Raw genomic sequence first — 24,617 nt, 5'->3', positions numbered from 1 at the left:
TTTAATTCTCCGGTTCGACCGAAGCATCATCTGCATCAGTGGCAGGCGAAGGGCCGGCAGGCACCGCAGCCCCGGTGTCCGTTGCCGGAGCTGGATTAGCAGGTGCTTCTGCCTCGGCATCCGTGGCCGGATCAGCAGGTACTGCTGCCTCAGGATCAGGGGCCGCCGGCGGGGTCGCAGGGGCTTGCGCACCTGGCACATCATAACCCAACAGTTGCGCAGTGGGTGGATCAATCACGCCAGTAGACTCGATCCCATTGTCATACTGCAACCACATCACAGCCGTTTCCGTACCGCTGCCAAACACCCCATCAACGCCGCCCACATCATAGCCGGCGCCAACAAGACGATTTTGCAGCTCTTTCACCGTTTCGCCGCGGGTAAAGGGATCGGTCAGCCCCATGCCGACAACCGACTGTGGCTGGCCCTCGTCCGCAGGCGGGTCCGATACAATTTCGTAGACCTTTTCATCCTCATAGTAGGTTGACCGGTACAAGACACCGTCGCAGGCATAGAGCGTTTCACCATCCTCTGTGATCTTCTCACACTCGGAGTTTTCAGGCAGCGAAGTTGCATAGACCAATGTCGAACCGACAATTGCAGCGGTAAAGAACCATCCCCAACCCGAATTGTAATAGTACGGGCCGTAGTGATAGTGCGGCGGCCGATAGTATGGCGGCCGATGATACGGCGGTCGATATCCCGGAGGACGGTAGCCGGGAGGCCGATAGCCTGGCGGGCGGCCACTGCCCGGAGGGCGATGTCCTGCACCCGGTGGGCGCGATCCCGGAGGACGGGATCCAGGTGGGCGCGCACCCGGAGGCCGTGATCCAACTGGACGGGACCCTACCGGACGTGTCCCAGGCGGTCGCGCACCGGCAGGTCGGGTCCCGGCAGCGGGGCGCTGCCCAGCCGCTGGCCGACCGGGGTTTGCAGCTGGCGACCGGTTTGGTCTGGTCGCCGGTTTTGCAGCGGGTCGCGTCGATGGCTTTGTCGCGGGGCGAGTTGCCGGACGTGTTGCGGGGCGCGCGCCAGCAGACGGTCGCGTTCTGGACCCTGATGGCTTTGATCTCGGCGCAGAGGAAAACCCACCCCGGTTGCCACCACCGCCGCCCCTTACGCGTCCACCACCACCGCCGTGGCCGCGCGCATCAGCGGTATCCGTACGGGGTGACATTCGCATGACACTTTCAGGTGAGGTGCCGACTGAGACTGCAAAAATAAGCACACCAATAAAAAACTGTCGCATTAGTTACGTCCCCCCAGAATGCTAACATCCTCTGGTTTTGGCCAGGCCATCAGATCAGCATCCTCATCCGGAACAAATGTAAACACACCCTCTGGAACGTCAGGAGCAAAATTCCAATTGGTGAAATAAGCCCGGTATTGCGGCCAGCCCTGAGTATAAGGATCAGTGCCAACGATCATCATCAGCTCGGGCTGATCAACGTCTGTTGATATCCAGATCTGCCAATCCGTTTCATAGTTGGAAAAGGCCAGATGATGCGCCTCACGCCCGGCGATCCTGGTGGTTCCCAGATAGGCCGCAGCAGTTGCCCGATCCAGCAGTTCGCCCCGTGGCGAGGCACTCATCACCTGCCATATCGGCAGCCGGATATCATAGGTCTCGCCTATCCGGTCCGCTAATGTATCAAAATCGCTGGTGATCGCGGCAGACACATAGGCGTTTTCCTCGACGTCAAAGATCTGGAACTTCGTCCCGTCAAAAAAGAACTCGCGCGTTTCACCGCCAAATTCGGAATATCCGTAAAACCCGACCCCACGCTGCAACAGATTTGCCCCATTGCGCATATAGGTGATTTTTTCACGCCCATCGACCACTACGTCAAAAGACACAAACCAATCCATCGACAGAACATCCTGCCCAGCAAGATATTGCGACGCCGATGTCAAAATATCTATGGCCTGCGGATCCAGAGACACCGTTGGGGGCTCTGTCGGTGGTGGTGCAGCTTCGGTTTGACCCATAGCTGGAAAGGCCCCGGCAACTGCGGTCAGTGCCGCTGCACAACACAACGACACATAGTGCTTACAAAAAACTGTCATAGGAAAACATGTCCCAAAAATAGATTATGTACCATTACTCAATGGTGGCAATCGATCCTTGAATTCACAAGACAATTGTTTCTTTCAGCATTAATTCGCTCAACTAGCAGCGAAAAGCATTTACCTGCCAATAACGATATCGGCCTGCAGTCCGCCCAGATCACCACTTTTGCCCAACCGCAAAGCCCCGCCATGCGCACGCGCGATATCGGCCACAATAGCCAACCCCAAACCAACCCCAGACCCCAGGTCTTGGTTGCGTGAGGGGTCCAATCGGGTAAAGGGCCGCATGGCCTCATTGTACTGATCTTGCGGAATACCGGGGCCGTCATCCTCAACGCGGATGCGCAACGACCGCTCTGTCAGTGTCACCGACACCCGCGCCCGGCTGCCATATCGCACCGCATTCGACACCAGATTATCAATGGCCCGGCGCATGGCTCCAGCGCGCAACATCACTGTGCCCTGACTGCTTATTTCACCCAACATCACATCCTTGCCCTCACGGCGCCAATTTTCAACAATCGAACTAACCATTTCCTGAGGATCCGTTTTCTCCGGCGAGCTGGTTGATACGCCACGCGAGAAATCAAGAAAAGCGTCCAACAGTTGGCGCATTTCATCAACATCTTGCATCAGCGGCTCGGCATCCTCTTCGTCCAGCAGTGCCAAGCCCAGTTTCATCCGGGTCAGCGGCGTACGAAGATCATGACTGACACCAGACAACATTAAGGTCCGTTGCTCGATCTGACGTTCAATGCGGGCTCTCATATCCAGAAACGCGCTTCCGGCGATCCTGACTTCGGTGGCACCCCTTGGTTTATACACGACCGTACGCCCGCGCCCAAACGCCTGTGCAGCATCCGCTAACAGCTTGATTGGGCGCAATTGATTGCGCATGTAAAGAATGCTGATCGTCGTCATAAACACGCCAAAAAACAACATGGTCACAATAAGCTGGTGGGGAGCTGCCGCAGTAACACGCCGTCGATTAAAGCTGACTTCCACAGGCCCCAGTTTATTTGCAAAAATCAATTTGACTTGCCGGTTATCTGGAAACTGCACCGCTAAGACTGGCGCGAAATTTTTGCGCAGAGTATCGCGAACCACCCGTCCCGAGAATTCATTCCAGGCCAATTCATCCTGCACCGGCAATTCCGCCGCATCCAGAAAGCGCATCTTCATTCTCAAGGGCGCCAATAAGGGTGCCGTTTTCTTTAACATGGCATCTTGGGTTGGACTGTCCGCTCCAAACTCTGAGATCATTTCCAATTCACGCAGAATCGTACTGGTCATCTGCGCGGTGACGTCCTGCAAATGCCGTTGAATGAATGCAATGGAAACCACCAGTTGAAGCACCACAATGGGCAACATCATGATCAAGGCGGCGCGCCCATACAGACTGCGTGGCATATAACGTTTGAGCCAAGGGAAGAACATGGGTTAAGCCTATACAGCACTGAAAGGACTGTGAAGCACAGACACCGGCAGGCGATTGAATGAATACCTATAGATTGAGGCACAATGATGCAGGCTCCTGATGATTTCAACCCGGTCGCCGGAGTCGCGTTTGAGCTGGAGCCGGGGCTGCGGCGTATTGTGGCGCCAAACCCCTCGCCGATGACCTATCGTGGCACCAACACCTATTTGATTGGCGAAACATCCCTGGCCGTGATCGATCCTGGCCCTGCCCTGCCAGCGCATCTTGATGCAATTCTGGCGGCCGTTGGTTCTGGCCAAATTATTTCACATATCATTGTTACACACAGTCACCTCGACCATTCCCCATTGGCCGCCGAGCTGAGCCAGCGCACAGGCGCACCGATCTACGCTTTCGGAAACGCAACAGCCGGGCGCAGTACCATCATGGCGGAGCTTACCGCGACGGGGCTGGTGGGCGGTGGTGAAGGCATAGACACCGCGTTCAGGCCGGACATCATCGTCGAAGACGGCGAAATGATCACTGGCGACGGCTGGACGCTAGAAGTTATTCACACCCCCGGTCACTTGGGCAATCACATCGCATTGGCCTGGGGTGATGCCTGTTTTACCGCAGACCACGTCATGGGTTGGGCCAGCTCGCTGGTGTCTCCGCCTGACGGCGATCTGACGGACTTTATGACGTCGTGCCACCGCCTGCGCGCCAGACAATGGCGGGTGTTTCATCCCGGCCACGGCGCACCGGTCACCGATCCCTCGGCGCGGCTTGATTGGCTGATTGCCCACCGAACCTCCCGCGAGCAAGCCATCCTAGAAGAACTGGCGCAGTCCCCGGCCACAGCGCATCAACTGGCACAACGGATATACACCACAACACCCCAGTCACTGCTGCCCGCCGCCGAACGCAACATTCTTGCACATCTCATTGATCTATTTGGGAAGTTTCAGGTTGCACCCATCGGAAAACTAACTGCCGATGTCGCGTTTCGACGCCTCCCGTAGAGAGCGCAAAATAATTTCGAAATTTCTCATTTCTTCACTAGACGGTCCAGAACCTCGGCGCTATATCACACGGACCGTTCCGGCGTAGCTCAGCGGTAGAGCAGTTGACTGTTAATCAATTGGTCGTAGGTTCGATCCCTACCGCCGGAGCCAATTTCCCTGCATGTTATTGGTAACAGACGAAAAGCACTCCATTCTGGGGCGTTTGTCGCTTTCTGGCCACTTTTTCTGACACATCCGATGACACACACCACCTGTGGGAGGCGGAGCCTAGGCCTCAGTTCACCCAGTCCATCCTGGATCTCGACGCGGCCCTGTCGATAATCCTAATCAAAGCTGTCGCCCAATCTTGTCTTCAGGCCTCGTATCAATTGGCTGATGACGGCAGAAGATAGATCCAGTTCATCTGTTGCCAGTGCCAGACTTTCGTGACGGGCGGCTGCCTTGAACGTTTGCAGCGCGCACACAGAACGGGCTATTTCCATCACTATTAGGACGGTCGGATTTTCAATATCTCCATGATAATCGGTATGGAAATGAAACGATTTCATGTATCTGCCAAATCAGGAGGTACAGTCGTCAATGGATCACAAAACATTTCTTTCTACCCTTAGCCCGACCCAACGTGAGACCCTGACGGCGCGCAGCGACGTCAAGGGCATAATGCATTTGGTGGGACACTGGGGCGCAATCGTCCTTTGCAGCAGCCTAATTGTTCAGTCTGCTCCCGTCTGGCAGTTGGTTCTGATCGTCCAGGGTGTTTTATTGGTCTTTTTGTTCACCCTTTTGCATGAAACCAGCCACAAAACACCCTTCAGGAGTGGCTGGATCAATGATGTGGTCGGGCATGTATGTGGGTTCCTATTGTTGCTCCCTGCAACATGGTTTCGGTACTTCCACTTTGCACACCATCGTTTCACCCAAATACCCGGCAAGGACCCCGAACTCGAAGCGCCAAAGCCGACCACTTGGGCTCAGTATATATCCCACATCTCAGGTATTCCCGTCTGGATCAGCCACATAAAAACACTGTTGCGAAACGCACTGGGGCAACAACAGTATGCCTATGTACCCAAGGCGCGGGTGAACCAGATTACAAAAGAAGCGCGTGTATATCTGCTTGGATATGCCATTTTATTCTCGGTAAGCGTTTGGCAATCCACACCGGTTCTGTTTTTTGTTTGGCTGTTACCGATGCTGCTTGGCCAGCCATTTTTGCGTCTCTATTTACTGGCAGAACACGGGCGCTGCCCTGCCGTTGTTGATATGTTTAAAAACACCCGGACCACGTTTACAAACAGGCTGGTGCGGGCAATCGCCTGGAACATGCCCTACCATACGGAACACCACAGCTATCCGTCCGTGCCATTCCACAGGCTGCCTGACCTGCACCGCCTTATTGAGCCACATCTTTCAGTCACCGCGAGCAGTTACACAGCTTTCAACAAGGACTACATCTTGGAGTCTGTGAAGTCATCAAAATCGTAAACTGAACGGTGTAGACGGCCTGACAGCTTAGCCCCAGAACTCACCGCCAGAAAATGACAGTTGCCGCGAGAGTGATGACGGACAGGAAAACCTTTGGGCAGCTGTCTTAGTCAGTAGTCACGCGCCGCTTTTATGCCCGTAGGCCCGAGGCTGTTTGGTGTGCTTTGAGGCAGTTTGCATCAATCGGGATCATCATGTTGTCGGGGGCATCTGCTGCCGGTCCCATCATGATCCGCGCAAGTACCACCGTGTCGCTCCACCGTTTCCAGCAGTTATAGAGTGTCTTATGTGGATCATATTCCCATGGGGCATCACACCAGCGTAAACAATTGTTGTTTATAAAGAAAATAGCGCTAAGAACGCAGCGGCTAACTCCGCGTGACACGCCATGGCTCTGCGGAAAACAGGGTCAAAGCCGCGCCAATTGATCTTCGCTCAGCCCGTAAAAATTGCGCTCAGTCGCCCCACAATTAGGGAATTTGAATCAGGACGGCATCACCACCTCAAGTGAATTAACGGGTCCCGAGCCAAAGACGGTCATATCCCACCATCCTGTTCTAGCATTGCAATCACATCTGGTTCCACGTCCAGTTCGGCCAGGATGGCCCGGCTGTGTTCGCCCAGTTGTGGCACCGGGTCCAGACGCGGTGCAAAGGCATCACTGCGACCTGGCGGCAAAAGTGTGGGGATCGGCCCGGCTGCACTGGCAACTTCGCTCCAGCGGTTGCGCGCCTCAAGCTGTGGATGCGCCCATAGGCCCGCCATATCATTCATGCGCGCATTGGCGATCCCGGCAGCATCCAACCTTTCAATCACCTTCTCACCATTCATCTTCGCAAAGACCGACAGGATAAGGGCACGCAGCTCCTCTTTGTTCTCTGCACGCCGTGCATTGGAGGAAAAGCGTGGGTCACTGGCAAGCCCGGTGTCCATCAGTACGGTTTCGCAAAATGCATGCCACTCACGTTCATTTTGAAGCCCCAGCATCACCACCGCACCATCTCCCGCCGCAAAGGGGCCATAGGGATAGATCGTCGCGTGGCTGCCGCCATTGCGGGCCGGCGGTGGCGCCCCGTCATAGGCATAGTACATTGGAAAGCTCATCCATTCGGCCATTGCCTCCAGCATCGACACGTCGATTGAGGCCCCCTCGCCGGTCTTGCCGCGCTGGATCACTGCCGCAAGAATATTGGTATAGGCATACATGCCTGCGGCAATATCTGCGATGGAAATACCCGCCTTGGATGGTGTCTGGTCATCGCCTGTCACCGACAAAAAGCCCGCCTCGGCCTGGATCAAAAGATCATAGGCCTTGCGGTCCTTATCCGGTCCGTCTTCGCCGTAGCCTGAGATGTTGCAGACGATCAGTCCGGGATTATCCGCCTTTAGCGCGTCACGTGACAGGCCCAAGCGCGCCGCAGCACCCGGTGCCAGGTTTTGAACCAGGACATCTGCATCTCGTAAAAGCTTGCGCAGAATTGCACCGGCTTCGGGATGTTTCAAATCCAGTGTCAGGCTTTCCTTGGATCGGTTGGTCCAAACAAAATGCGAAGCCAACCCATTGACACGACTGTCATACGAGCGGGCGAAATCGCCAACCGCGGGGCGTTCCACCTTGATTACCCGCGCGCCGAGGTCGGCCAGCTGACGGGTCGCAAAGGGCGCCGCAATCGCATGTTCCAGCGACACAACCGTGATACCATCCAGAGGCCGCATTAAAATGACCTCGGCAGGCCAAGCACGTGCTCGGCCACATAAGACAGGATCAGGTTGGTGGAAATCGGCGCCACCTGATACAGGCGTGTTTCGCGGAACTTGCGTTCCACATCGTATTCCGTCGCAAATCCGAACCCACCGTGGAATTGCAAACAGGCATTTGCCGCTTCCCAACTGGCCTTGGCCGCAAGGTATTTGGCCATATTGGCCTGCTCGCCACAGGGTTCATGGGCATCGAACAGCCGACAGGCCTCCCAGCGCATCAGGTTGGCGGCCTCCAGTTCAATTTTGGCCTCTGCGATGGGAAACTGTACCCCCTGGTTCTGGCCAATAGGTCGGCCAAACACCGTGCGTTCCTTGGCATAGGCGGTGACCTTGTCGAGAAACCAGAACCCGTCTCCGATGCATTCCGCCGCAATCAAGGTGCGCTCGGCGTTCAACCCGTCCAGAATGTAGCGAAACCCCTGCCCCTCTTCGCCGATCAGATTTTCGACCGGGATCTCAAGGTTGTCAAAGAACAGCTCGTTGGTTTCGTGGTTGACCATATTTGAGATCGGCTTGACCTCCATGCCGTTGCCAATCGCCGCCTTGATATCGACCACAAAGATCGACATCCCCTCGGATTTGCGTGTGACTTCGGGTAGCGGCGTGGTGCGGGCCAACAGGATCATCAGGTCCGAGTGCTGCACCCGGCTGATCCAGACCTTCTGGCCGTTGATGACATATGTGTCGCCCTTCTTTACGGCGGTGGTCTTGATCTTGGTGGTGTCAGTCCCCGTCGTCGGCTCGGTCACCGCCATCGACTGCAAACGCAGTTCACCACTGGCAATTTTAGGCAGGTACCGCTGTTTCTGGGCCTGTGATCCGTGCCGCAGCAGGGTGTTCATATTGTACATCTGACCGTGACAGGCACCGGCATTGCCACCCGACCGGTTGATCTCTTCCATGATGATCGAGGCCTCAACCAGTCCCAACCCTGAACCGCCATATTCCTCGGGGATCAGCGCCGCCATCCATCCCTCAGAGGTCAGCTTGTCCACAAAACCCTCTGGATAGGCTTTGTCCTCATCCACCTTGCGATGGTATTCCGGCGGAAATTCTGCACACAAAGCACGCAAGGCATCGCGCAGGTCCTGATGAGGGTCGGTCATATAGTATCCTTTACGGAGGCAGTTGCGGTCATTGCCAGCGCACCGTCATGGCGGCGGACCCAAAGTTTTACGGTGCCATTGTCGCCGGGCTGACCGTGGACGGAAAAGTCATGGGTATCAAACACCGGTGCTAACGCGCGAAAATCAAATGCTGTGACGACGGCCTGAGGCCTTTCGCGCCGCAACAGATCCAGCATTAGTGTCGCCAAAAGCGGGCCGTGCACAACAAGGCCGGGATAGCCATCGGAACTGGTGCAGAATGGCTTATCATAATGAATGCGATGGCCGTTAAAGGTCAGGGCAGAATAACGAAACAGCAGTACAGGGTCTGGTGAAATGGTTCTTGAAAAGACACTATAGTCAGGGGCTTGCGATGGCGCAGGCGCGGCTGAACCTGGCTCGGGCTTGGCACGGTAAACGATGTCATGCTCTTCCTCTATGCCCAGCACATCGCCGTCAAACAACTGATGACGGACCTTCACAAAGACCAAATTACCACTGCGCCCTGCCTTGTGATCCACCGAGACAACGGTCGAAACCTTGCGCAAGGCACGTCCAATCCGCATAGGCGCCAACCACTTCAGGCGGCTTCCGGCCCACATCCGACGTGGCAGTGGCACCGGTGGCAAAAACCCACCCAGCGCGGCGTGACCATCATACCCCGAATCCTCGAGCTTGTGGATCGATAGAAAATGCAGCCAGTGCCACAGCGGTGGCAAGGCGGTTCCATCTGTATAGGCGGGATCGTCACGATCCAGTGTCGCTGCCAGCGCGGTCGACGGAAAAGCCGCGATGGTCTCGCTCATTGTTTGGCTGCGCCCGATCCAATCGCCTAGGTGCTTCAACTCAATCGCCACGTTTCCAATCCCCCCATAGACGTTGATTTAGTATGGCGATCTTTTTGCGTTCTGGAAATTCACCATCATCTAAGGCTACGTTCACCATAGCTGAACGCAAGGGACCCATATGCATTTCGACTTCACCGACCTTCGACTCTTTGTCCACATCGCCGAGGCTGGAAACCTGACGCAGGGCGCGGCCCAGACCTTCCTGTCTGCCCCTGCAGCCAGTGCCCGCATCCGCGCGCTTGAGGCCGGTCTTGAGGCCCAATTGCTGTATCGCGGCAACAAAGGTGTCAGCCTGACCCAATCGGGCGAGACATTTTTGCGCCATGCCCGGATCATACTTCGCCAGATCGACTATTTGCGCGACGATTTTACCGGATCCGATAGTGACACGTCCGGCCATGTCCGCATCTTTGCCAATACCACCGCCATCACTGAATTCATGCCCGAGGTGCTGGCTAAATTTCTGGCCTCCCGGCCTGGGGTCACCATCGATATTCAGGAAAGACTGACACAAGACATTGTCCGCGCAATCCGCGACGGCACTGCGGATTTGGGCATTGTGTCCGGCGATGTCGATCAGACCGGACTAGAGGCGATCCGGTTCTCAACCGATCGTTTACTGCTGGCCGTTCCAGAAAAACATGCCTTGGCCGAGCGAAAATCCGTGGGCTTTGCTGACACTTTAGCATTTGAGCATATAGGCTTGCACGACGGCAGCACGCTTTTGGCTTTCCTGCGGGGGTTGATGGAGAAGAATGGTTATGACCGGGCCCTGCGCGTCAAACTGCGGAGTTTCGAGGCGATGTGTCGGATGATAGAGGCCGGGGTCGGCATTGGCATCATACCGGAATCCGCCGCCCGCAGACACACCAAAACAATGCGGATCGCACTGGTTAGCATCGACGACAGCTGGGCCCTGCGAGAACGCTATGTGCTGGTCCGGTCCCTGGCAGCATTACCGGGCGCAGGACGTGCCCTCGTCGACGAATTGGTTCAGAACGCAGCCGGGGGGCGCAAATAGCGCACTGAGATCGGCGGTGTAAGCCTCGCCAAGTCCGAAATCCGCATCTGAATAGGCATTGGCCCGTCCAAATGCCCACCGAACAGACAAGCCGTTGCCTTAGCTGAGAACGGTCAGGGCTCTCTTTCTTAACAATAATCGCCGAAAAGCATGTCATTCGAAGTGCCGGTGCGCTGGGTGGCCGATGGGTAAGGCCCCTGCAGGCAATCGTTCAGGCCCGCGGGTCCAGACTGACAGAGGGGCGCTGGCTTGGTTCGCAAAAACAGGTATCGGTGACTTCGGATATTATGACGGCAACGATCATTCGCAAGCAACATTACTCCGGAATCCAAATGTCGAAGAAGGAAAATCTGTGCGCGAAATATTCAAGGCAAATGGGGGTCGGCTGACCAAGGTGACTAAGACAATGCGGCTTGTCACGGTCAAATGCATGACAGGCGTCCAAAATGGCTGTGCAAAACGGGTCCCGTGACGCCCCCTGCCCCTCAATTCCTCCCTTTCACCAACAACAGGAGATCCTCAGATGTTGGACAGATTTAAGACGCACCTCCGGGACTTAACCAGCCCGGCGACGGAACATTTTCTCATTGTCCCTGCCGATGGCGTGGATCTGCCCGAAAGACCGCGAGTGTTGTACGTGGAAATGGATGGCATTGTGATGCTGCGCGACAGCAATGACACCGTGCTGGCCTATACGGTTGTTGCTGGCCAGCAGCTGAACTTCTCGGGCATTGGTGTCGAGGCAACCGGCACCACGGCAACCGTTTACGGGTGGGTGTAATGAGGATCGGGCTGGGACTTGGCCTGACGCAGGGCGGGCAAACCATCCGCCCTGAGGCCCAGATCTTGGCGGATTTCATCCGCGATCGCTATCGTGGTGCCCCGGGGCCTGGCCTGCTGGATCTGTTCGACTTTGCCGCAGCGGGAAACCGGACCTATGTCAATGCGCTGGGTCATGTGATGACGGCAGCCATCAATGAACCGCGCAGCGGCCATCATGCCTATGACGCCGGGCTGGGTCAGTGGATGCCTGTGGGGCTGCTGCAGGAACCGGCGGGACAGAATGATATCAACTGGTCCGAGGACCTGTCGAACTGGGATACTTCAGCGCTCAGCAGCCTGACCGCATCAGGGACAATCGCCGGGTTGCCCGCCTGGGAGATCGTCGACAGTGACGCCGTCACTTACCGAAACATAGCGGTCCCAATGAACCCGGTCACCGGGATAAACACCGTCAGCGTCAAGGTGCGCAAGGCCGTAGCCCCGACCGCGTTGTTTGCCTGTCGCACCACCTGGAATGACGGCGGCTCCAAATATGCCGGGATGTCGTTCAATGCGCAAACCGGAGTTGTCACCTCGAAATGGGATGCGGATGGCAAAATCGCCGAGGGTGTGGTGGATCAGGGCGACCACTGGATTGCCTGGTATGCCTATGACAGCACCACTTTTACCGCCACCTCGCTTGAGATTTTTCCCAGCTATTTTGACATGAGTGGCAGTGACGGCGGCGCCCATACCGGCACCCAGGTGGTCACGGCTGTGATGTCCGAACCGGGCCATATCCCCGGTGGGTCGAGCTATATCAAGACCACGGGCACCCCGCTGGCGCGCGCCAGGGACAGTCTGGAACTCTCACCCCTGACCCTCGCTAAACTGTTGGTAAGACACAACCGCGCGCCGAACCTGGTACAGGACGGCGCCTGGACCCTGGGCAGCAACTGGACCGACACGGCAGGCGATCTAACCCACGCGGCGGGCAGCACCAGCAACGCCAAACAGACCGGCCAGGGTGTTGAAGCCGGGGCAACCTATCTGGTTGAATATGACATCACAGACTCGGACGATGCTGGATTTGTCGCCCTCAGGCTGGGCGATATTGGCACCAACCAAGCAGTGACCACGCCGGGCGACAATGGGTCTTATGCTTTGCTGGCCGTTGCCGATACTGTTGACGATAGTTTTGCGCTGCATTGTGACGCGGCGCTGACCGCCACCTTTACCAATATCCGGTTGCGCAAAGTCGCCATGCCGACGCGCATACTAGATAGCGCAGAGATCCAGGACCTGACCCTCTTTATGGCGGGATCGATGACCTATGTGGACGAGGATGCCTTCTCGACTGTGGTGCCGCTATCCTGGACAGAAAGCGGCAGCAATTTCATCGAATGGCGGTTGAGCACCAGCGGAAGCGCCTCTGGTAAGTTCTATGCGGTGCAGAAAACGAATGACGTTCAAACCGCCGTCCAGCAAGCTGATGCTCAGTCTCTGCCGGGGGCAAATGTCCCATTTTCCTGGGCGGCTTACCACAGCAACGCTGGGGTGAACCTGTCTCATGACGGCACGCTGCGGGTCGCCGTTTTGACCCCGAATCTGCCCGATTTGGCTGGCAGTCCCATCCAGTTTGCACCTACCGGCATCGTCACTCTGGCCCGGTTCGGCCTGATCCTTGGCGCCTCCGGCGATAGACTGATCGAGGGGTTGAGCAAATGAGCTATTCCATCAACGGCATCGAGGTCTATGCGGATGTGACCACCGAACCTGATACAGACGAAGTGCTCTGCGTCGATTTCGCCCTGCATGCGCCCAGCCGGGCCGTACTAGAGGCCGTGGCGCTGGCTAAAAACCTGATGGTGATCCATCCAGAAACCGCAACACCTGAAGCTGTCCGAGGGGCCAATTTCTTTGACGTGACTGTGGTACTGACACCCGCCGTCACCGACATGGACGGCGCGGTGATAACCCCCGCCCTGCTGGACCCACGCTACAATTGCAACCTGCGCATCGGTGAACCGCTGATCCGCAAGAAAGACGCCAGCGGCTGGCATCTCTGGGAGCTGTTATTGCTGGACTGGACCGGCATCGGCACCGATAGCATCATCAATGACAAAGTGCCCGGCGTTGCAGTGTCCGATGTGTCGTTAGTCGACCTGTCCGAGGTGGATACCCGGCAAAAGGGCATCGCCTAAGCGCGGTGCTGGTTGGGGATTAGTTGGGCATTTGGTCGTATTGCCCATTCATTCGTTTGCGGCTCAATTTGTCACTGGGTTACAGCGAATTTTTCAGCCGGCAGCCGTGTCAAAATTGTTCTGAAGGTCGACCCATGAAGGTCATCGCAAGGAAAGATGCAAATCCCGCTCTTGTAGCAACAAAAAAGTCCGCTTGTGGGTGAAGCGGTCATTCGTTGCAACGTCAATTAGAGTCAAAAAAGGGCCGACCGTACCCAGCTCAGCATATAGTGATCCCGACTTTGCACAGTCCGTTCTCCACGCATTACTGCCGCAGGAGCGGGTTGAGTCGAATGGCCAAGGCCAGCCCGCTACTTACGTCTTCTCCGTCGTCTCGCCACAACAGACACGCAGTTAAACCGGGTGGTTTTCGGGTCTTCGCGACAAGAGCAAGTGCGCTGAGACACCTTCCCCATCCGCCCCCGCACTGATGATGTTTGCAGAGCAGGCACCAAAGATCGGACGTTTGAACAATTCAGTCACCCGACAAACAGTTCGTTTTACCTTGCCAAATGTTTCTGCTAGACACGCGGCGTTCACACAATGTGAGCGCCGGTCGTAGCCAACCCGGCAAACAAAACATGGACCTGAAAATGAAGACAATCGTTATCTGCTCAGGCGGACTCGATTCGGTTTCTCTGGCGCACAAAGTTGCGGCAGAACACGAATTGATAGGCCTGATTTCCTTTGATTATGGCCAACGCCACAGCAAAGAAACCGACTTTGCCGCACGCTGTGCTAAACGGCTTGGTGTCCCCTTTGACCTGATCGACATGCGCCATATCGGCGCCCATCTGTCCGGCTCCGCCCTAACAGATGATGTCGACGTGCCAGATGGGCACTATGCCGAAGAAACCATGAAGGTCACGGTGGTTCCCAACCGCAATGCCATCATGCTGGCCATTGCCTTTGGCGTGGCTGCGGCCAAACAGGCTGATGCAGTTGCCACTGCGGTGCACGGAGGAGATCACTTTATCTATCCCGATTGCCGCCCCGACTTCACCGAAGCGTTTGAAGCCATGCAGGCCAAAGCGCTGGATGGTTATGCTGATGTGAAACTTTATACGCCATTTGTGCATGTTCCCAAGTCGGCCATCGTAACCGAAGGTGCCAAGCACGACACCCCGTTTGCAGATACTTGGTCCTGCTACAAAGGTGGCGAACAACACTGTGGACGTTGCGGCACCTGCGTGGAACGGCGCGAGGCCTTCCATCTGGCTGGGGTCACAGATCCCACCGTATATGCAGATCCCGACTATTGGAAATCTGTACTGGAGAACGCCTGATGTATCGGATCACCAAAGAGTTCCACTTTTCCGCCAGTCACCAGCTTTGCGCCCTGCCCAGCGATCACCCCTGTTCCCGCATGCATGGGCACAATTACATCGCTGAAGTAGAGTTGGCCGCTAATGAGTTGGACCAGAATGGCTTTGTCCTCGATTATCGCGAGCTAACGCCGCTCAAGTCCTGGATCGACGATGAATTGGATCACCGCCATCTGAACGAGGCCTTCGATCACGATATGGTCACCTCGGAATTTCTGGCCAAGAAAATCTATGAATTCTGTCAGGCGCGCTGGCCCCAAACCAGCGCCGTGCGGATCAGCGAGACCCCCAAAACCTGGGCTGAGTATCGACCATGAACCGCTTACGTATCGCTGAGATTTTTGGCCCAACCATACAGGGTGAAGGCGCCGTGATCGGGGTTCCTACCGTCTTTGTGCGGGCGGGTGGATGTGACTATCGCTGCTCGTGGTGTGACAGCCTGCATGCGGTGGACAGCAAATTCCGCCACGACTGGAAAATGATGAGCGCGGCGGACATCTTTGCTGAGGTCGAGCATCTGTCTGGGGGCGTGCCCCTAGCCGTTTCCCTATCCGGCGGCAATCCGGCCATTCAGGACTTCTCGCCCCTGATCGCCCTAGGCCATGCCAAAGGATATCGTTTTGTCATGGAAACCCAGGGTTCAGTTGCACAAAGCTGGTTCAGTGATCTGTCCACGTTGATCCTAAGCCCCAAGCCCCCATCCTCAGGGGAAACAGTGGATTGGGCCAAGTTCGACGATTGTATCAACCAGGCCAAGCAGGCTGAAACGGTGATGAAAATCGTGATCTTTGACGAGGCTGACTATGACTGGGCGCGCAACGTCGCTGCCCGCTACCCCGACCTGCCACTGTACCTGCAACCCGGCAACCATACTCCACCGCCGCCCGAGGCCGAGGATGCCGAGATCGACATGGACGGCATCATGCACCGCTATGAGTGGTTGATCGATAAAACTCTGGGAGATCACTGGTATACTCCCACCATCCTGCCACAGCTGCATGTGCTCGTCTGGGGCAACAAACGCGGCGTTTGAAGGAACAAGACAATGGCTAACGAAGACATCTATGCAAATCTGACCCAGCTTGGTGGTAAAACCGAGTTGCCCAACTCCCCAGAAGAGGCGGTGTTGGAACGCGTTCCGAACCCGCAGGCTGGAACGGACTATGCGGTGCGTTTCACTGCGCCCGAGTTCACATCGCTGTGCCCTATGACCGGGCAACCTGATTTTGCCCACATCGTACTAGATTTCGTTCCCGGTGACTGGCTGGTCGAAAGCAAATCGCTGAAACTGTTCCTTGGTTCGTTTCGCAATCACGGCGCCTTTCACGAGGATTGCACAGTTACCATTGGCAAGCGACTGGTGGAATTGTTGCAACCCAAGTGGCTTCGCGTTGGCGGCTATTGGTATCCACGCGGAGGCATTCCAATTGATATTTTCTACCAAACTGGTGAGCAGCCTTCGACTGTTTGGATACCGGACCAGGGTGTCCCAACATATCGTGGCCGTGGATAATCAAATGTTAGACCGTGTTTGCATCAGCGAACACGGTCGTTCCCGCCTTGTTTTTTTGAACGGCTGGTTTGTGAGTGGGTCAAATTCGGTGGGCTAGACCTAAGCGCCCATGGAACGCATACGATGCGCCGCATCAAGGTTTCACAGTTTTACAGTAAGACAGGAAACTTACGCTTGGTTCAGCTTTTACTTGGTCACCCAGACAAAGCAATTCGACCAGATTTAACCAAAAAATGTAACGTGTGATGAAATCCGTACAAAACTTCAGGGCAAAGGCGGTCGGAAATCAATCAATCGGCCGATAGGAACGTCATCGCCAGGATGAACAGAGCTGTGGCGCTGACATACATGAAATGCGATGCTACTGTCAAATTGCTTGAAACAACCGCAAGCAAAGTGGAAAAAATTGCGTAGCGCAGATCGGCGGATGCGGCCCGGCAGCGTTGCATTTTGCAAGGACAGCGCCCATGCCCCTCAACTGGGACGATCTGAAAATCTTGCTGGCCGTCGCGCGCGGCGGATCGTTGTCGCGCGCAGCGATCATGCTCGAGGTTGACCAGTCCACGATCAGCCGCCGGTTGTCTGGTATGGAAGTCGCTCTCGATACGGTGCTGTTCAAACGCTCCAAGACCGGGCTGCAGGCGAGCGATGCTGGCGAAAGGCTACTGCCGCTGGCTGAGGCCGTGGAACAGGCAGTTGATGTCTTTGTTGAAGGTGCATCAGATGAACGCCCAGGTGGCCCTTCAGGTCTTGTGCGCATCTTTGGCAACGCATGGATCCTCAACCGGCTGTCTGAACGGGTGCTGCCGAATTTCCTCGCACAGTATCCCAACGTGGATGTACGGCTGCTGACACAGGCGCCGACGTCACCCGTCCGCTCTGACGCGACGGTGTCGCTGTGGTTCGAGGCACCGCCGAAGCACGGTGATACCGCTCTGCGACTTGGTGATGTGCCCTTCGCGCTTTACGCGCTCAAGGGTCGCGATCCCGATGCGCTTGACTGGGTGTCCTTTTACGACGAAGACGCACCGGACCGCGCGCCGGTTCGCTACTGGAACCGCCACCGGGGCGATGCGGACAAGTTACGTGTGACGGTGACAGATGCGGGGCTGATCCTTGCCTCTGTGCGGAGCGGGGCTGGGAAAGGGCTTTTGCCGATGTGTCTGGGAGAGCAGGATACGACACTGCAGGCGATTGACGGACCCAAGTCGCAATTGACCCGCTCCCTGCATCTACACGTCCATCCTGACACTTTGAAAGTCCGGCGAGTCGAAGCCGTGGTTGCGACCCTGCGCGAGCAATTCGAGCAAGTATTTCTGCCTTAAAATTACTGCCATTCTTGCAAATTTGCATAAGCACCCTGCACAGACGCTGGTTCTGCAGCTGCGGCCTGTTGCCTATCTAGAGGTCATTCAAAGACCCGCTGAATTATTTCCTCAGCTTCATTTCATGATCAACAAACTCGGGGTGCGATGCGCACCGCATTCACAGGAGTGGATTTATGTTCCTAAAGTACAAACTGAAAAAGGGCGAAAACTTTAAGACTGCTATGCGCAAGTACAAGATCACCGATTGGATCGGTGTCTGGAATCTTAAGGGCAACGCGGCCCTGCGCAAGAAACGCAAAGTTGCAGACAAGCTTGAAGAAGGCGACGTGCTTGTCCTTTGGGATGGCAGGATCAAATATCACAAAGTTGAGCTGGATCGCAAAGTCTATCTGGTCCCCGAAAAAGAATGGCCGGCGACCAAGAAAAAGATCATCGCGGATATGAACGCTAAACTGCTGACGCCGCTGTTCAAGACGAAAAAGATCTACGACGACGAATACCTCTACCTCGCCAGCATCGCGAACGATAACGCCATATCCGGCTTTTTTGCAGCATTGGTCGAGAACGTGACAAACGCCCGCGTCCCGCTCAAAGAGATGAACGCGGCCTCAACGGCGTTGCGCGATCTGCAAAAGAAGATCCTTGGTGGTAAGTTTTCGCAGGTGACGGCCGCGGGGAAAAAGGCGCAAAGCGCAATAGACGCCTACGTCAAGGCGTCAGACGACTATCGCCGCAAGATGTGTGACGGGGCGACCAAAGGTGTGAAGGCAGTCCAGTTCGTCGATGACTATGCCTTTATCGTAGCCGGGGCGCTTGCTACAGGGGGCGCATCCGCTGTCGTTGGCGGCACGTTCACTGCTGTTGAGATAGCCGCCGCTGTCGGTGCAGGCACCGCGCTGGTCAAAGGCGCAGGTAACGAAATTGGCCGCAAAGTTGCCGGTGAAGAGCGGAACTTTGAAGAGATTGCCTTTACACTCTATGCCAAGATGGTCGTTGGCGGAGCCGAAGGCGCGCTGGTTGGCAAATTACTAAGTGGCTCTATGGCAACTGCCTTTTTCAAGGAGTTCAGCCGAATTCTGTCGAAGTCGTTTCCACAGATCGTGCGCGCTGTTTTGCGCGACGAGGTGGGAGCACTTTTGAAGGCACCCAGTCTGATGACAGCCATCGGGAAGGAAAAGATGATTGAAGAAGCGGTCAAGATTGTGGCGCGCACAAGTGCTGGCACGATGAAGGCACATGCCAAGAAAATATTCAGCCAGGACGAAGGCCTGCTGGTGTCAGCAGTCAAGGCGGCGCTCAAGAAACTGACTGGACGCGAGTCTGAAGAAAAGTTGGCGCAAGCGATTGCCCGGGAACTGGCCAGCGGTAAAGCTGCGCAGGCGCTTGCACGCAGCGTAATCAAAAGCAACCGCAAGCCTATCATCAAGGAGTTGGAGAAGATCGAAGTGGCGGCCTGATCTGTCAGGAAAGCCAAAACAAGAAAAGGGGTGAGCGGCCCAGATCAGTAGATCGAATAGCCCTGCCCCGATCCCAACAGCCTCAGATCGCACGAACGAAATGCAGGGCCAAAGCCGCTTTCCTCAAAGTCTTCAAAATCCATGCCTGATCTCTGTTGCGCAATTGGAATGCTTAGCCCAAGTATCTTCGACGATATCCAGGGTGTCTCTTTGTGCGGCGGCGAGTACTTTATATTGCCTGTCGCTTACCTGCGGCTGCTTACGTTGTGTCATACTGAATTCAGCAGCTTACACTCGGTAAATACTCGCCGTGTTCAAATATTCCATTTGCAAATTGTGACGTCTGTATCGTCTTAACCGATATTGAAGAATGCAATGCGGGATGGCGACGATTGGTGACTGATTTGACCCTTGCCATTACAGCTTGAGCCGAATGGTGTGTTTACGGACTTTGAGCCCATTGGTCAGTTCGTCGAAACTCACTTCAAAATTCACATCACTCACATTCTGTATGAATTTCTGTTGGATGGACATCTTTTTGGACATATCGACGGATGCGGCCTTGACCGATTTCCCCAAAGTCTTCCGCATCTTTTCGCTGGCCGATTTCAGGTTATATTTCTTGATCAGATCCTTACGGCTGTCCCGAGCCTGCCTAATCTTCACGACATTGTCGCTAACCTGTTTGTGAAGCACTTCGAGACGGCCAATTTCGGCATCCAACTCAAGCTGCTCTTTATCTGTGTTCGCCTTGAGTTTGCGGATTTCAGTGCCCAGTTTTTTCTCCTGGGAGGCCAGGTGGATCACCGCCATTTCATATTGTGAGATTGCCGTTCTGAGGTTCGCCGTAATGCTGCTGACCGACATGGCCTTCTTCTTGGCCCATTGTGTCCATGTCTGCTCGTCTTCTTTTTCAAGCACCGCACAGAACTCTATCAGGATGGTCAATTCCTTATCGACCTTGGCGCGCTTGGTTTCCAGCCCCGTGGCGGCGTCATAAACCTGATTTTTCAATGCGTTCAGCTTACTGAGCATGCTGACCGCCGCAGTCGGATTGACAACAATCGTTGCCCCGCCCCACACCAGACCGGCCAGTGACGACGCAACCTCTCCGACGCGTTTGACCTTGACCGATGCCGAAGCCTTGTTGCGCTGGTTCCACTCCTCCATCACCTTGTCAACGCGCACAACCACGGCTTTGGACCAGCTTTTGAATGCGGTCTGCATTCTTTGGTTGAATTTTTTCACCAGCTTCTCAGCTTCAACTTTCCACGAGGGGTCAATAATCACCCCAAGTCCACCCCAACCACCTGCAATCTGAGCCTTTTCTCGCGCCCGCGTTATCGCAACGAACAATGTTGAAAAATCATTAGAAAACCACTTCAGCGCATACCTGCAGAGTTTATCAAATGAATCGTCCAGCGTTTTGCGAAGAGCCATATTGTCCTTGTCAGAACCGGTGTCGAAATCCAGGTCGAACGAGATCACAGCGGGTTCGATAAAAAGAACAGAGTCCTTTTTGCTCGAAAGCACTGGTGCCTTGAATGTCCTTGTAAGCGTATGCGTCGCCATCTCGTTGCCCTTTCATCCGTCATTCCTCAGGTAGAATGCCTTCGCCTGCATGTTGTGGCTGTACCGGGCTCAAATCAAGTCTCGCGCGTAAATTGTGCCAAAGTTAGGGTGTCTGTCGCCAAAATTGAGTGACATTTTGGGTCTTGGCGGCAAATTTGCCCCTGCTCGCATTTTGATCGCCCCCGTTTGAGCAGGCCCTTCGCGGGGGGCCCTGTGCCGCTGTTGCCGAGGTTGCTAACCACTGCAAGGCGGCTTTCGAATTTCGGAAAATGGGCAGATACAATTGCAAGGTCGGCAGAGCTGACTTTGATGCCGCTTGTGGCCATCTGCCAGCCATCGGCTGCCGGGAGAGGCTATCTATTGCGGTCTGTCAGATCCGGGTTAATTCCCTGACGAGACCATGATGCCGCCAGCATTATGCTCAAGTCCGGGAACGCCGGACACGGTCATCCCAGCGTAGCCAGCTTTGCCTGGATCAGGCAGACCGACCGCATCGATACTATGCAGGTGCTGCACTTCCAGAACGGTGTATGGTCTTTGATATACCCATTCCCGGTTCTCAACCGCCATCAGATCAGTCGACGGCGGGGTTTCTGCAGTGAAGGCAAAGAAGTACAAGGTATACCCATAGGGCGTGACGGGCTGAACCGACAAGGGCGTCATGCCCCATTCTGCACAGGCCCGCTTGATCGGGTCGATGTCCGCAGTGCGCAGCGTCAGAAGGTTCAGGTGCGCGCCACCGCCCAGAAAATCTGGATTGACAGGACCGTCGGGTCTGTTGCCCTGAAACCAATGATCAATCAACTCAATGACGAGCCCTTCTGGATCAACAATCTTTGTCAAATACCCGACGTCGCGGAATTGACTGGGAGTGCCAACCGACACACCTCTGTCTTGCAATTGCCGACAGGCCAGTTCGATGTCGGGGACTGCAAGTGCGATTTTCCAATAAAGATCATGGGGGTGAGGCGTGTAAGACCGTTCGGTTTTGAGAAAACGCAGGGCCGTCTCTTGATCTGCATAGCTGACGCACCCGTCGCCTATGTCTTTCATGCCCAAGACATCACAATAGAATTTCACCTGTGTGTTTGGGTCGCGCACACGGAGATCCAGTGTTTCAATCTTGGGCATAGGTTGGTCCTAAGTTCAGGGCAAGATATTTTGCAGGTTGTTATGCCAACGGGCTATTGGGTGATCTCGAAATGATCTTCGCTAAGGAGCGCGCGGCCATCTGGTTGAACCACCCAAAGCTCGTTGGTGATGATGCCGCGCGCCTTGTTCATTGTCCAATCTGCGGCGACACGTGCCGACTCTCCGTCCAGAACAGTTGTGATCGTGTTGGCGTAAACGACATCGTCAAAGCCTTTGCCGATTATATCTGCCCAAAATGCCAGTATTTCGTCTCTGCCGGAAAATGTACCGAAGGGTTTGACAACCATAATGGCATCATCTTCATACATGGCTGCGGCGCCGGCAGCATCGCCTGCGTTGAACGCATCTTTCCAAGCTTTACTGGCGGTTGCCACGGCAAGCTGCACCTTCAGATCGTTAGCTGAGTATGCCTCGGCGTCCTGCGCATTGGAAGGCAGGCTGGTCAGAAAAACCGCAGACATAAGTGTTGCTGCGCGAATGGTGGTTTTGAGGCTCGTCATCTGAGCGGTCCTTTTTGAACTGATGAGCCGCGCTTCGATGCGACGTCTGCTTGCTGATGGAGCTACTTTGATCGTTTTTCTTTGTTTCAAAAACAGACGAAAAGTGTAATGTCTGTTCACTTTTGGAGAACAAGTAGCTATGCTGTCCACCCTGCCGTTGACCTTTGTCACAATCGCGGAGAAAGGCTCCATCACCTTGGCGGCCGACGAGTTGAGCCTGGCCAAATCCGCCGTAAGCCAAAACCTCAAGCGGCTGGAGGAGCAACTGAGCGTCAAGCTGGCCAATAGAACGACGCGCAAGTTGACCCTGACGCCTGCGGGGGAGCGGTATTACGCGCGCTGCAAGGAGGTTCTGGCTCTCTCCCAAAGAGCGTCTACTGAAATGGAGGCGTTCGGCGCCACACCATCAGGCCCCATCACCATCACGGCCCCGCATGCCATGATGGCCCCAGTCGTCGCACCTGCTTTGGCGCAAGTTGTTCAAAAATATCCGCTGCTTAGGCCGACCGTCATCGCCGATGACCAGCGTCTTGATTTGGTGGCAGGCGGGATTGATCTGTCCATCTCGGTGGGCGCATTAGCCGATAGCAGCCTAAAAGCCAGAAAAGTTGGCGCACTGCGAGATATTCTGTGCGCCTCACCCGATTTGTTGCGCGATACACCCACGGACGGGCTGTCAGGCCTTCAAATGCTGCCTTATATCTCGCACATCCGAGAGCCTAGATTGGTCGAACATAAGCTGCAAAATCGGACGACAAGGAAGCCTCTCAACGTATTCTTCCAACCGACTTTCCACTGTAACACGGTCGAATCTCTGGTGGCATTCGCCAGAGAGGGCTTAGGCGTAGCACTTCTCCCCGATCTGGCGATCCGGAAGGAGATTGAAAGCGGGGATTTAGTGGAAGTTTTTCCCGATCATGTGCTTGAAGAAAAACCAGTCTATGCCGTTCATGCATACGAGAATCTGACACCGAAATCCGTTATGGAAGTTATCGGAGCTGTTCAGGAGAGACTTCTGAAAAATAGGCAACCAAGTTAATCCAAACACAATTTTCAAAGACCCTTTTTGCGAGGGTCAAAGGTATTTCATTTAGTATTCAGAAGCTGCAAAGAACAAGAGGACGCCAGCCAGGTTGCCCGCGATGTCGCCAGAACCTAACAATGCGAAATCTTGATGAAGTTACGAATGAAGTCGAGAGACTCGTCGCTCACCTCAAACGCATCCTCGGACTGGGACGGCTTCGATTACGAGGATCATGTGTCGTTACGGATTGAGCGACTGCTGACGGGACATTCAGTTGATATCCACGGCTTTCCTTTTGAGGACTTCCAGCGGAACAGTCCTAAGAGCGTTCTTATGGGTGCTTTCAAGAACGATATGCGGCGCTGCATCTTCTTGATGTGCTTGCAGCCAGCGATCCACACACAGGCACCACCGATCTCCCTCTTTCAGTCCGGCAAAATGGAATTCTGGGCGAGGCGTCGAAAGGTCGTTTCCAATATACTTTGAAAAGGCCAAGAACTCTTTGGTCATGATGCAGCAAACAGTGTGCTTTCCCGTATCGGCAGCCCCAGTATTGCAGCAGCCATCGCGAAAAAACCCTGTTACCGGAGATGTGGAGCAGGGTTTAAGGTCTTCGCCCAAAACATTTAGGCTGGGATCTATCGTCAATTCTTTGTCGCTCATCAATCGTGTCCTCGGTCATTTATTCTTCTGATTAGCACATAGGACAGCGAAAATGGAAAGGATGTACGGATTTACCCACATCCGGCGCTCCGGCTTTGGGGCACTCAGCCACTAGCGCAGCGAACGGCCCCACTGCAGCTGTTCGTGAAAAACACGTTTATCAGCAATTTCCAGCTCAGCGCTGACTTCCAAATAGCTGTTTTTTTGTCAGGGAATTCACACAGGTTGGGTGGACGCCCGCTATTCGCTGCGGTGCATGCATAAGTATCGTGAGCCGGGTTTCGATCTGCGTTCCCAGAAGTCGGCTCGGAGCCCATACTGTTGAATGCTGCACTGCTGAAAGTC

Annotated in this window: 25 protein-coding genes, 1 tRNA gene and 2 pseudogenes; 16 read left to right on the top strand and 12 right to left on the bottom strand. The window is 55.1% G+C overall.

The genetic code is table 11. The annotated features are described in order from the left end of the window. Nucleotide 1 precedes the first annotated feature (1 nt). On the bottom strand, nt 2-583 hold the full coding sequence (locus EBB79_RS09150) for a peptidoglycan-binding domain-containing protein (protein ID WP_127748616.1): 582 nt from the start codon (nt 581-583) through the stop codon (nt 2-4). A gap of 89 nt (nt 584-672) precedes the next feature. Here EBB79_RS09150 and EBB79_RS09145 point away from each other — a divergent pair, with 89 nt between their 5' ends. Further along, the gene (locus EBB79_RS09145; RefSeq protein ID WP_127748615.1) at nt 673-1,185 is read left to right on the top strand and encodes a hypothetical protein; all 513 of its coding nucleotides are present in this window, start codon (nt 673-675) and stop codon (nt 1,183-1,185) included. Between the two features lie 63 nt (nt 1,186-1,248). On the opposite strand, the gene EBB79_RS09140 is transcribed toward EBB79_RS09145, so the two are convergent. Together EBB79_RS09140 and EBB79_RS09135 are read right to left on the bottom strand one after the other, a co-directional pair. Continuing rightward, a complete protein-coding gene (locus EBB79_RS09140; protein ID WP_127748614.1) occupies nt 1,249-2,067 on the bottom strand; it encodes a DUF2092 domain-containing protein in 819 nt (272 codons plus the stop codon). Between the two features lie 120 nt (nt 2,068-2,187). Further along, nucleotides 2,188-3,507, bottom strand: a complete 1,320-nt coding sequence (locus EBB79_RS09135; protein ID WP_127748613.1) for an ATP-binding protein — start codon at nt 3,505-3,507, stop codon at nt 2,188-2,190. Nucleotides 3,508-3,594: 87 nt separating this feature from the next. Here EBB79_RS09135 and EBB79_RS09130 point away from each other — a divergent pair, with 87 nt between their 5' ends. Further along, a complete protein-coding gene (locus EBB79_RS09130) occupies nt 3,595-4,509 on the top strand; it encodes an MBL fold metallo-hydrolase (protein ID WP_127750946.1) in 915 nt (304 codons plus the stop codon). A gap of 78 nt (nt 4,510-4,587) precedes the next feature. Next, nucleotides 4,588-4,662 (top strand) — tRNA-Asn (locus EBB79_RS09125). 173 nt (nt 4,663-4,835) lie between these two features. Here EBB79_RS09125 and EBB79_RS09120 read toward each other — a convergent pair. Then, complete coding sequence (locus tag EBB79_RS09120) at nt 4,836-5,060, bottom strand: LysR family transcriptional regulator (RefSeq protein WP_127748612.1); 225 nt, start codon at nt 5,058-5,060, stop codon at nt 4,836-4,838. 31 nt (nt 5,061-5,091) lie between these two features. Here EBB79_RS09120 and EBB79_RS09115 point away from each other — a divergent pair, with 31 nt between their 5' ends. Beyond that, nucleotides 5,092-5,997, top strand: coding sequence for a fatty acid desaturase (locus EBB79_RS09115; protein WP_127748611.1), 906 nt, complete (start codon nt 5,092-5,094; stop codon nt 5,995-5,997). Between the two features lie 136 nt (nt 5,998-6,133). On the opposite strand, the pseudogene EBB79_RS09110 reads toward EBB79_RS09115, so the two are convergent. From EBB79_RS09110 to EBB79_RS09095, 4 genes and pseudogenes are all read right to left on the bottom strand, one after another. Next, a pseudogene (locus tag EBB79_RS09110) lies at nt 6,134-6,436 on the bottom strand (transposase); the annotation flags it as partial. A 98-nt stretch (nt 6,437-6,534) separates the two neighbouring features. Next, on the bottom strand, nt 6,535-7,713 hold the full coding sequence (locus EBB79_RS09105) for a CaiB/BaiF CoA transferase family protein (RefSeq protein WP_127748610.1): 1,179 nt from the start codon (nt 7,711-7,713) through the stop codon (nt 6,535-6,537). Continuing rightward, the gene (locus tag EBB79_RS09100; RefSeq protein WP_127748609.1) at nt 7,713-8,864 is read right to left on the bottom strand and encodes an acyl-CoA dehydrogenase family protein; all 1,152 of its coding nucleotides are present in this window, start codon (nt 8,862-8,864) and stop codon (nt 7,713-7,715) included. Before EBB79_RS09100 ends, EBB79_RS09105 begins: the two co-directional genes overlap by 1 nt. Continuing rightward, the gene (locus EBB79_RS09095) at nt 8,861-9,670 is read right to left on the bottom strand and encodes an HTD2 family dehydratase (RefSeq protein WP_127748608.1); all 810 of its coding nucleotides are present in this window, start codon (nt 9,668-9,670) and stop codon (nt 8,861-8,863) included. Before EBB79_RS09095 ends, EBB79_RS09100 begins: the two co-directional genes overlap by 4 nt. A gap of 160 nt (nt 9,671-9,830) precedes the next feature. On the opposite strand from EBB79_RS09095, the gene EBB79_RS09090 reads away from it, so the two are divergent. From EBB79_RS09090 to EBB79_RS09045, 10 genes are all read left to right on the top strand, one after another. Next, on the top strand, nt 9,831-10,733 hold the full coding sequence (locus EBB79_RS09090) for a LysR family transcriptional regulator (protein WP_127748607.1): 903 nt from the start codon (nt 9,831-9,833) through the stop codon (nt 10,731-10,733). Between the two features lie 523 nt (nt 10,734-11,256). Continuing rightward, entirely contained in the window at nt 11,257-11,514 is a 258-nt protein-coding gene (locus EBB79_RS09085; protein WP_127748606.1) for a spike base protein, RCAP_Rcc01079 family, read from the top strand. Next, complete coding sequence (locus tag EBB79_RS09080) at nt 11,514-13,223, top strand: hypothetical protein (RefSeq protein ID WP_127748605.1); 1,710 nt, start codon at nt 11,514-11,516, stop codon at nt 13,221-13,223. Before EBB79_RS09085 ends, EBB79_RS09080 begins: the two co-directional genes overlap by 1 nt. Next, nucleotides 13,220-13,699, top strand: a complete 480-nt coding sequence (locus EBB79_RS09075) for a hypothetical protein (RefSeq protein WP_127748604.1) — start codon at nt 13,220-13,222, stop codon at nt 13,697-13,699. The genes EBB79_RS09080 and EBB79_RS09075 overlap by 4 nt, the downstream gene beginning before the upstream one ends. Before the next feature lie 632 nt (nt 13,700-14,331). Continuing rightward, the gene (gene queC / locus EBB79_RS09070) at nt 14,332-15,024 is read left to right on the top strand and encodes a 7-cyano-7-deazaguanine synthase QueC (RefSeq protein WP_127748603.1); all 693 of its coding nucleotides are present in this window, start codon (nt 14,332-14,334) and stop codon (nt 15,022-15,024) included. Then, the gene (locus EBB79_RS09065; protein WP_127748602.1) at nt 15,024-15,380 is read left to right on the top strand and encodes a 6-pyruvoyl trahydropterin synthase family protein; all 357 of its coding nucleotides are present in this window, start codon (nt 15,024-15,026) and stop codon (nt 15,378-15,380) included. The genes queC and EBB79_RS09065 overlap by 1 nt, the downstream gene beginning before the upstream one ends. Next, nucleotides 15,377-16,096, top strand: coding sequence for a 7-carboxy-7-deazaguanine synthase QueE (queE, locus tag EBB79_RS09060; RefSeq protein WP_127748601.1), 720 nt, complete (start codon nt 15,377-15,379; stop codon nt 16,094-16,096). Before EBB79_RS09065 ends, queE begins: the two co-directional genes overlap by 4 nt. Before the next feature lie 12 nt (nt 16,097-16,108). Then, nucleotides 16,109-16,576: a preQ(1) synthase gene (queF, locus tag EBB79_RS09055; RefSeq protein ID WP_127748600.1), complete on the top strand. Its 468-nt coding sequence runs from the start codon at nt 16,109-16,111 to the stop codon at nt 16,574-16,576. 467 nt (nt 16,577-17,043) lie between these two features. After that, on the top strand, nt 17,044-17,901 hold the full coding sequence (locus EBB79_RS09050) for a LysR family transcriptional regulator (protein ID WP_127748599.1): 858 nt from the start codon (nt 17,044-17,046) through the stop codon (nt 17,899-17,901). A gap of 176 nt (nt 17,902-18,077) precedes the next feature. After that, a complete protein-coding gene (locus tag EBB79_RS09045; protein WP_127748598.1) occupies nt 18,078-19,361 on the top strand; it encodes a hypothetical protein in 1,284 nt (427 codons plus the stop codon). 417 nt (nt 19,362-19,778) lie between these two features. Here the strand turns inward: EBB79_RS09045 and EBB79_RS09040 are convergent, their stop codons facing one another. From EBB79_RS09040 to EBB79_RS09030, 3 genes are all read right to left on the bottom strand, one after another. After that, a complete protein-coding gene (locus EBB79_RS09040; protein WP_127748597.1) occupies nt 19,779-20,933 on the bottom strand; it encodes a hypothetical protein in 1,155 nt (384 codons plus the stop codon). Between the two features lie 381 nt (nt 20,934-21,314). Then, a complete protein-coding gene (locus EBB79_RS09035) occupies nt 21,315-22,064 on the bottom strand; it encodes a VOC family protein (RefSeq protein WP_127748596.1) in 750 nt (249 codons plus the stop codon). Nucleotides 22,065-22,117: 53 nt separating this feature from the next. After that, on the bottom strand, nt 22,118-22,735 hold the full coding sequence (locus tag EBB79_RS09030; RefSeq protein ID WP_238705038.1) for a YybH family protein: 618 nt from the start codon (nt 22,733-22,735) through the stop codon (nt 22,118-22,120). Between EBB79_RS09030 and EBB79_RS09025 the strand changes: the two genes are divergently transcribed. Together EBB79_RS09025 and EBB79_RS24765 are read left to right on the top strand one after the other, a co-directional pair. Then, on the top strand, nt 22,725-23,624 hold the full coding sequence (locus tag EBB79_RS09025; protein WP_127748595.1) for a LysR family transcriptional regulator: 900 nt from the start codon (nt 22,725-22,727) through the stop codon (nt 23,622-23,624). The genes EBB79_RS09030 and EBB79_RS09025 overlap by 11 nt on opposite strands. Before the next feature lie 69 nt (nt 23,625-23,693). Then, nucleotides 23,694-23,857, top strand: a pseudogene (locus tag EBB79_RS24765) (IS5/IS1182 family transposase); the annotation flags it as partial. 22 nt (nt 23,858-23,879) lie between these two features. On the opposite strand, the gene EBB79_RS09020 reads toward EBB79_RS24765, so the two are convergent. Continuing rightward, nucleotides 23,880-24,272, bottom strand: coding sequence for a DUF2237 family protein (locus EBB79_RS09020; protein WP_127748594.1), 393 nt, complete (start codon nt 24,270-24,272; stop codon nt 23,880-23,882). Nucleotides 24,273-24,617 lie beyond the last annotated feature (345 nt).

This window comes from Parasedimentitalea marina, from assembly GCF_004006175.1.
Lineage (GTDB): Bacteria > Pseudomonadota > Alphaproteobacteria > Rhodobacterales > Rhodobacteraceae > Parasedimentitalea > Parasedimentitalea marina.
The sequence above is the reverse complement of the archived record's forward strand: the minus strand, read 5'-3'. Positions and strand labels throughout refer to the sequence as shown.

Bases quoted from the DNA above. Each gene is read 5' to 3' on its own strand.
- EBB79_RS09145 (WP_127748615.1), top strand. From the start codon at position 673: ATGGCGGCCGATGATACGGCGGTCGATATCCCGGAGGACGGTAGCCGG.
- EBB79_RS09140 (WP_127748614.1), bottom strand. From the start codon at position 2,067: ATGACAGTTTTTTGTAAGCACTATGTGTCGTTGTGTTGTGCAGCGGCA.
- EBB79_RS09135 (WP_127748613.1), bottom strand. From the start codon at position 3,507: ATGTTCTTCCCTTGGCTCAAACGTTATATGCCACGCAGTCTGTATGGG.
- EBB79_RS09130 (WP_127750946.1), top strand. From the start codon at position 3,595: ATGCAGGCTCCTGATGATTTCAACCCGGTCGCCGGAGTCGCGTTTGAG.
- EBB79_RS09120 (WP_127748612.1), bottom strand. From the start codon at position 5,060: ATGAAATCGTTTCATTTCCATACCGATTATCATGGAGATATTGAAAAT.
- EBB79_RS09115 (WP_127748611.1), top strand. From the start codon at position 5,092: ATGGATCACAAAACATTTCTTTCTACCCTTAGCCCGACCCAACGTGAG.
- EBB79_RS09105 (WP_127748610.1), bottom strand. From the start codon at position 7,713: ATGCGGCCTCTGGATGGTATCACGGTTGTGTCGCTGGAACATGCGATT.
- EBB79_RS09100 (WP_127748609.1), bottom strand. From the start codon at position 8,864: ATGACCGACCCTCATCAGGACCTGCGCGATGCCTTGCGTGCTTTGTGT.
- EBB79_RS09095 (WP_127748608.1), bottom strand. From the start codon at position 9,670: ATGAGCGAGACCATCGCGGCTTTTCCGTCGACCGCGCTGGCAGCGACA.
- EBB79_RS09090 (WP_127748607.1), top strand. From the start codon at position 9,831: ATGCATTTCGACTTCACCGACCTTCGACTCTTTGTCCACATCGCCGAG.
- EBB79_RS09085 (WP_127748606.1), top strand. From the start codon at position 11,257: ATGTTGGACAGATTTAAGACGCACCTCCGGGACTTAACCAGCCCGGCG.
- EBB79_RS09080 (WP_127748605.1), top strand. From the start codon at position 11,514: ATGAGGATCGGGCTGGGACTTGGCCTGACGCAGGGCGGGCAAACCATC.
- EBB79_RS09075 (WP_127748604.1), top strand. From the start codon at position 13,220: ATGAGCTATTCCATCAACGGCATCGAGGTCTATGCGGATGTGACCACC.
- queC (WP_127748603.1), top strand. From the start codon at position 14,332: ATGAAGACAATCGTTATCTGCTCAGGCGGACTCGATTCGGTTTCTCTG.
- EBB79_RS09065 (WP_127748602.1), top strand. From the start codon at position 15,024: ATGTATCGGATCACCAAAGAGTTCCACTTTTCCGCCAGTCACCAGCTT.
- queE (WP_127748601.1), top strand. From the start codon at position 15,377: ATGAACCGCTTACGTATCGCTGAGATTTTTGGCCCAACCATACAGGGT.
- queF (WP_127748600.1), top strand. From the start codon at position 16,109: ATGGCTAACGAAGACATCTATGCAAATCTGACCCAGCTTGGTGGTAAA.
- EBB79_RS09050 (WP_127748599.1), top strand. From the start codon at position 17,044: ATGCCCCTCAACTGGGACGATCTGAAAATCTTGCTGGCCGTCGCGCGC.
- EBB79_RS09045 (WP_127748598.1), top strand. From the start codon at position 18,078: ATGTTCCTAAAGTACAAACTGAAAAAGGGCGAAAACTTTAAGACTGCT.
- EBB79_RS09040 (WP_127748597.1), bottom strand. From the start codon at position 20,933: ATGGCGACGCATACGCTTACAAGGACATTCAAGGCACCAGTGCTTTCG.
- EBB79_RS09035 (WP_127748596.1), bottom strand. From the start codon at position 22,064: ATGCCCAAGATTGAAACACTGGATCTCCGTGTGCGCGACCCAAACACA.
- EBB79_RS09025 (WP_127748595.1), top strand. From the start codon at position 22,725: ATGCTGTCCACCCTGCCGTTGACCTTTGTCACAATCGCGGAGAAAGGC.
- EBB79_RS09020 (WP_127748594.1), bottom strand. From the start codon at position 24,272: ATGAGCGACAAAGAATTGACGATAGATCCCAGCCTAAATGTTTTGGGC.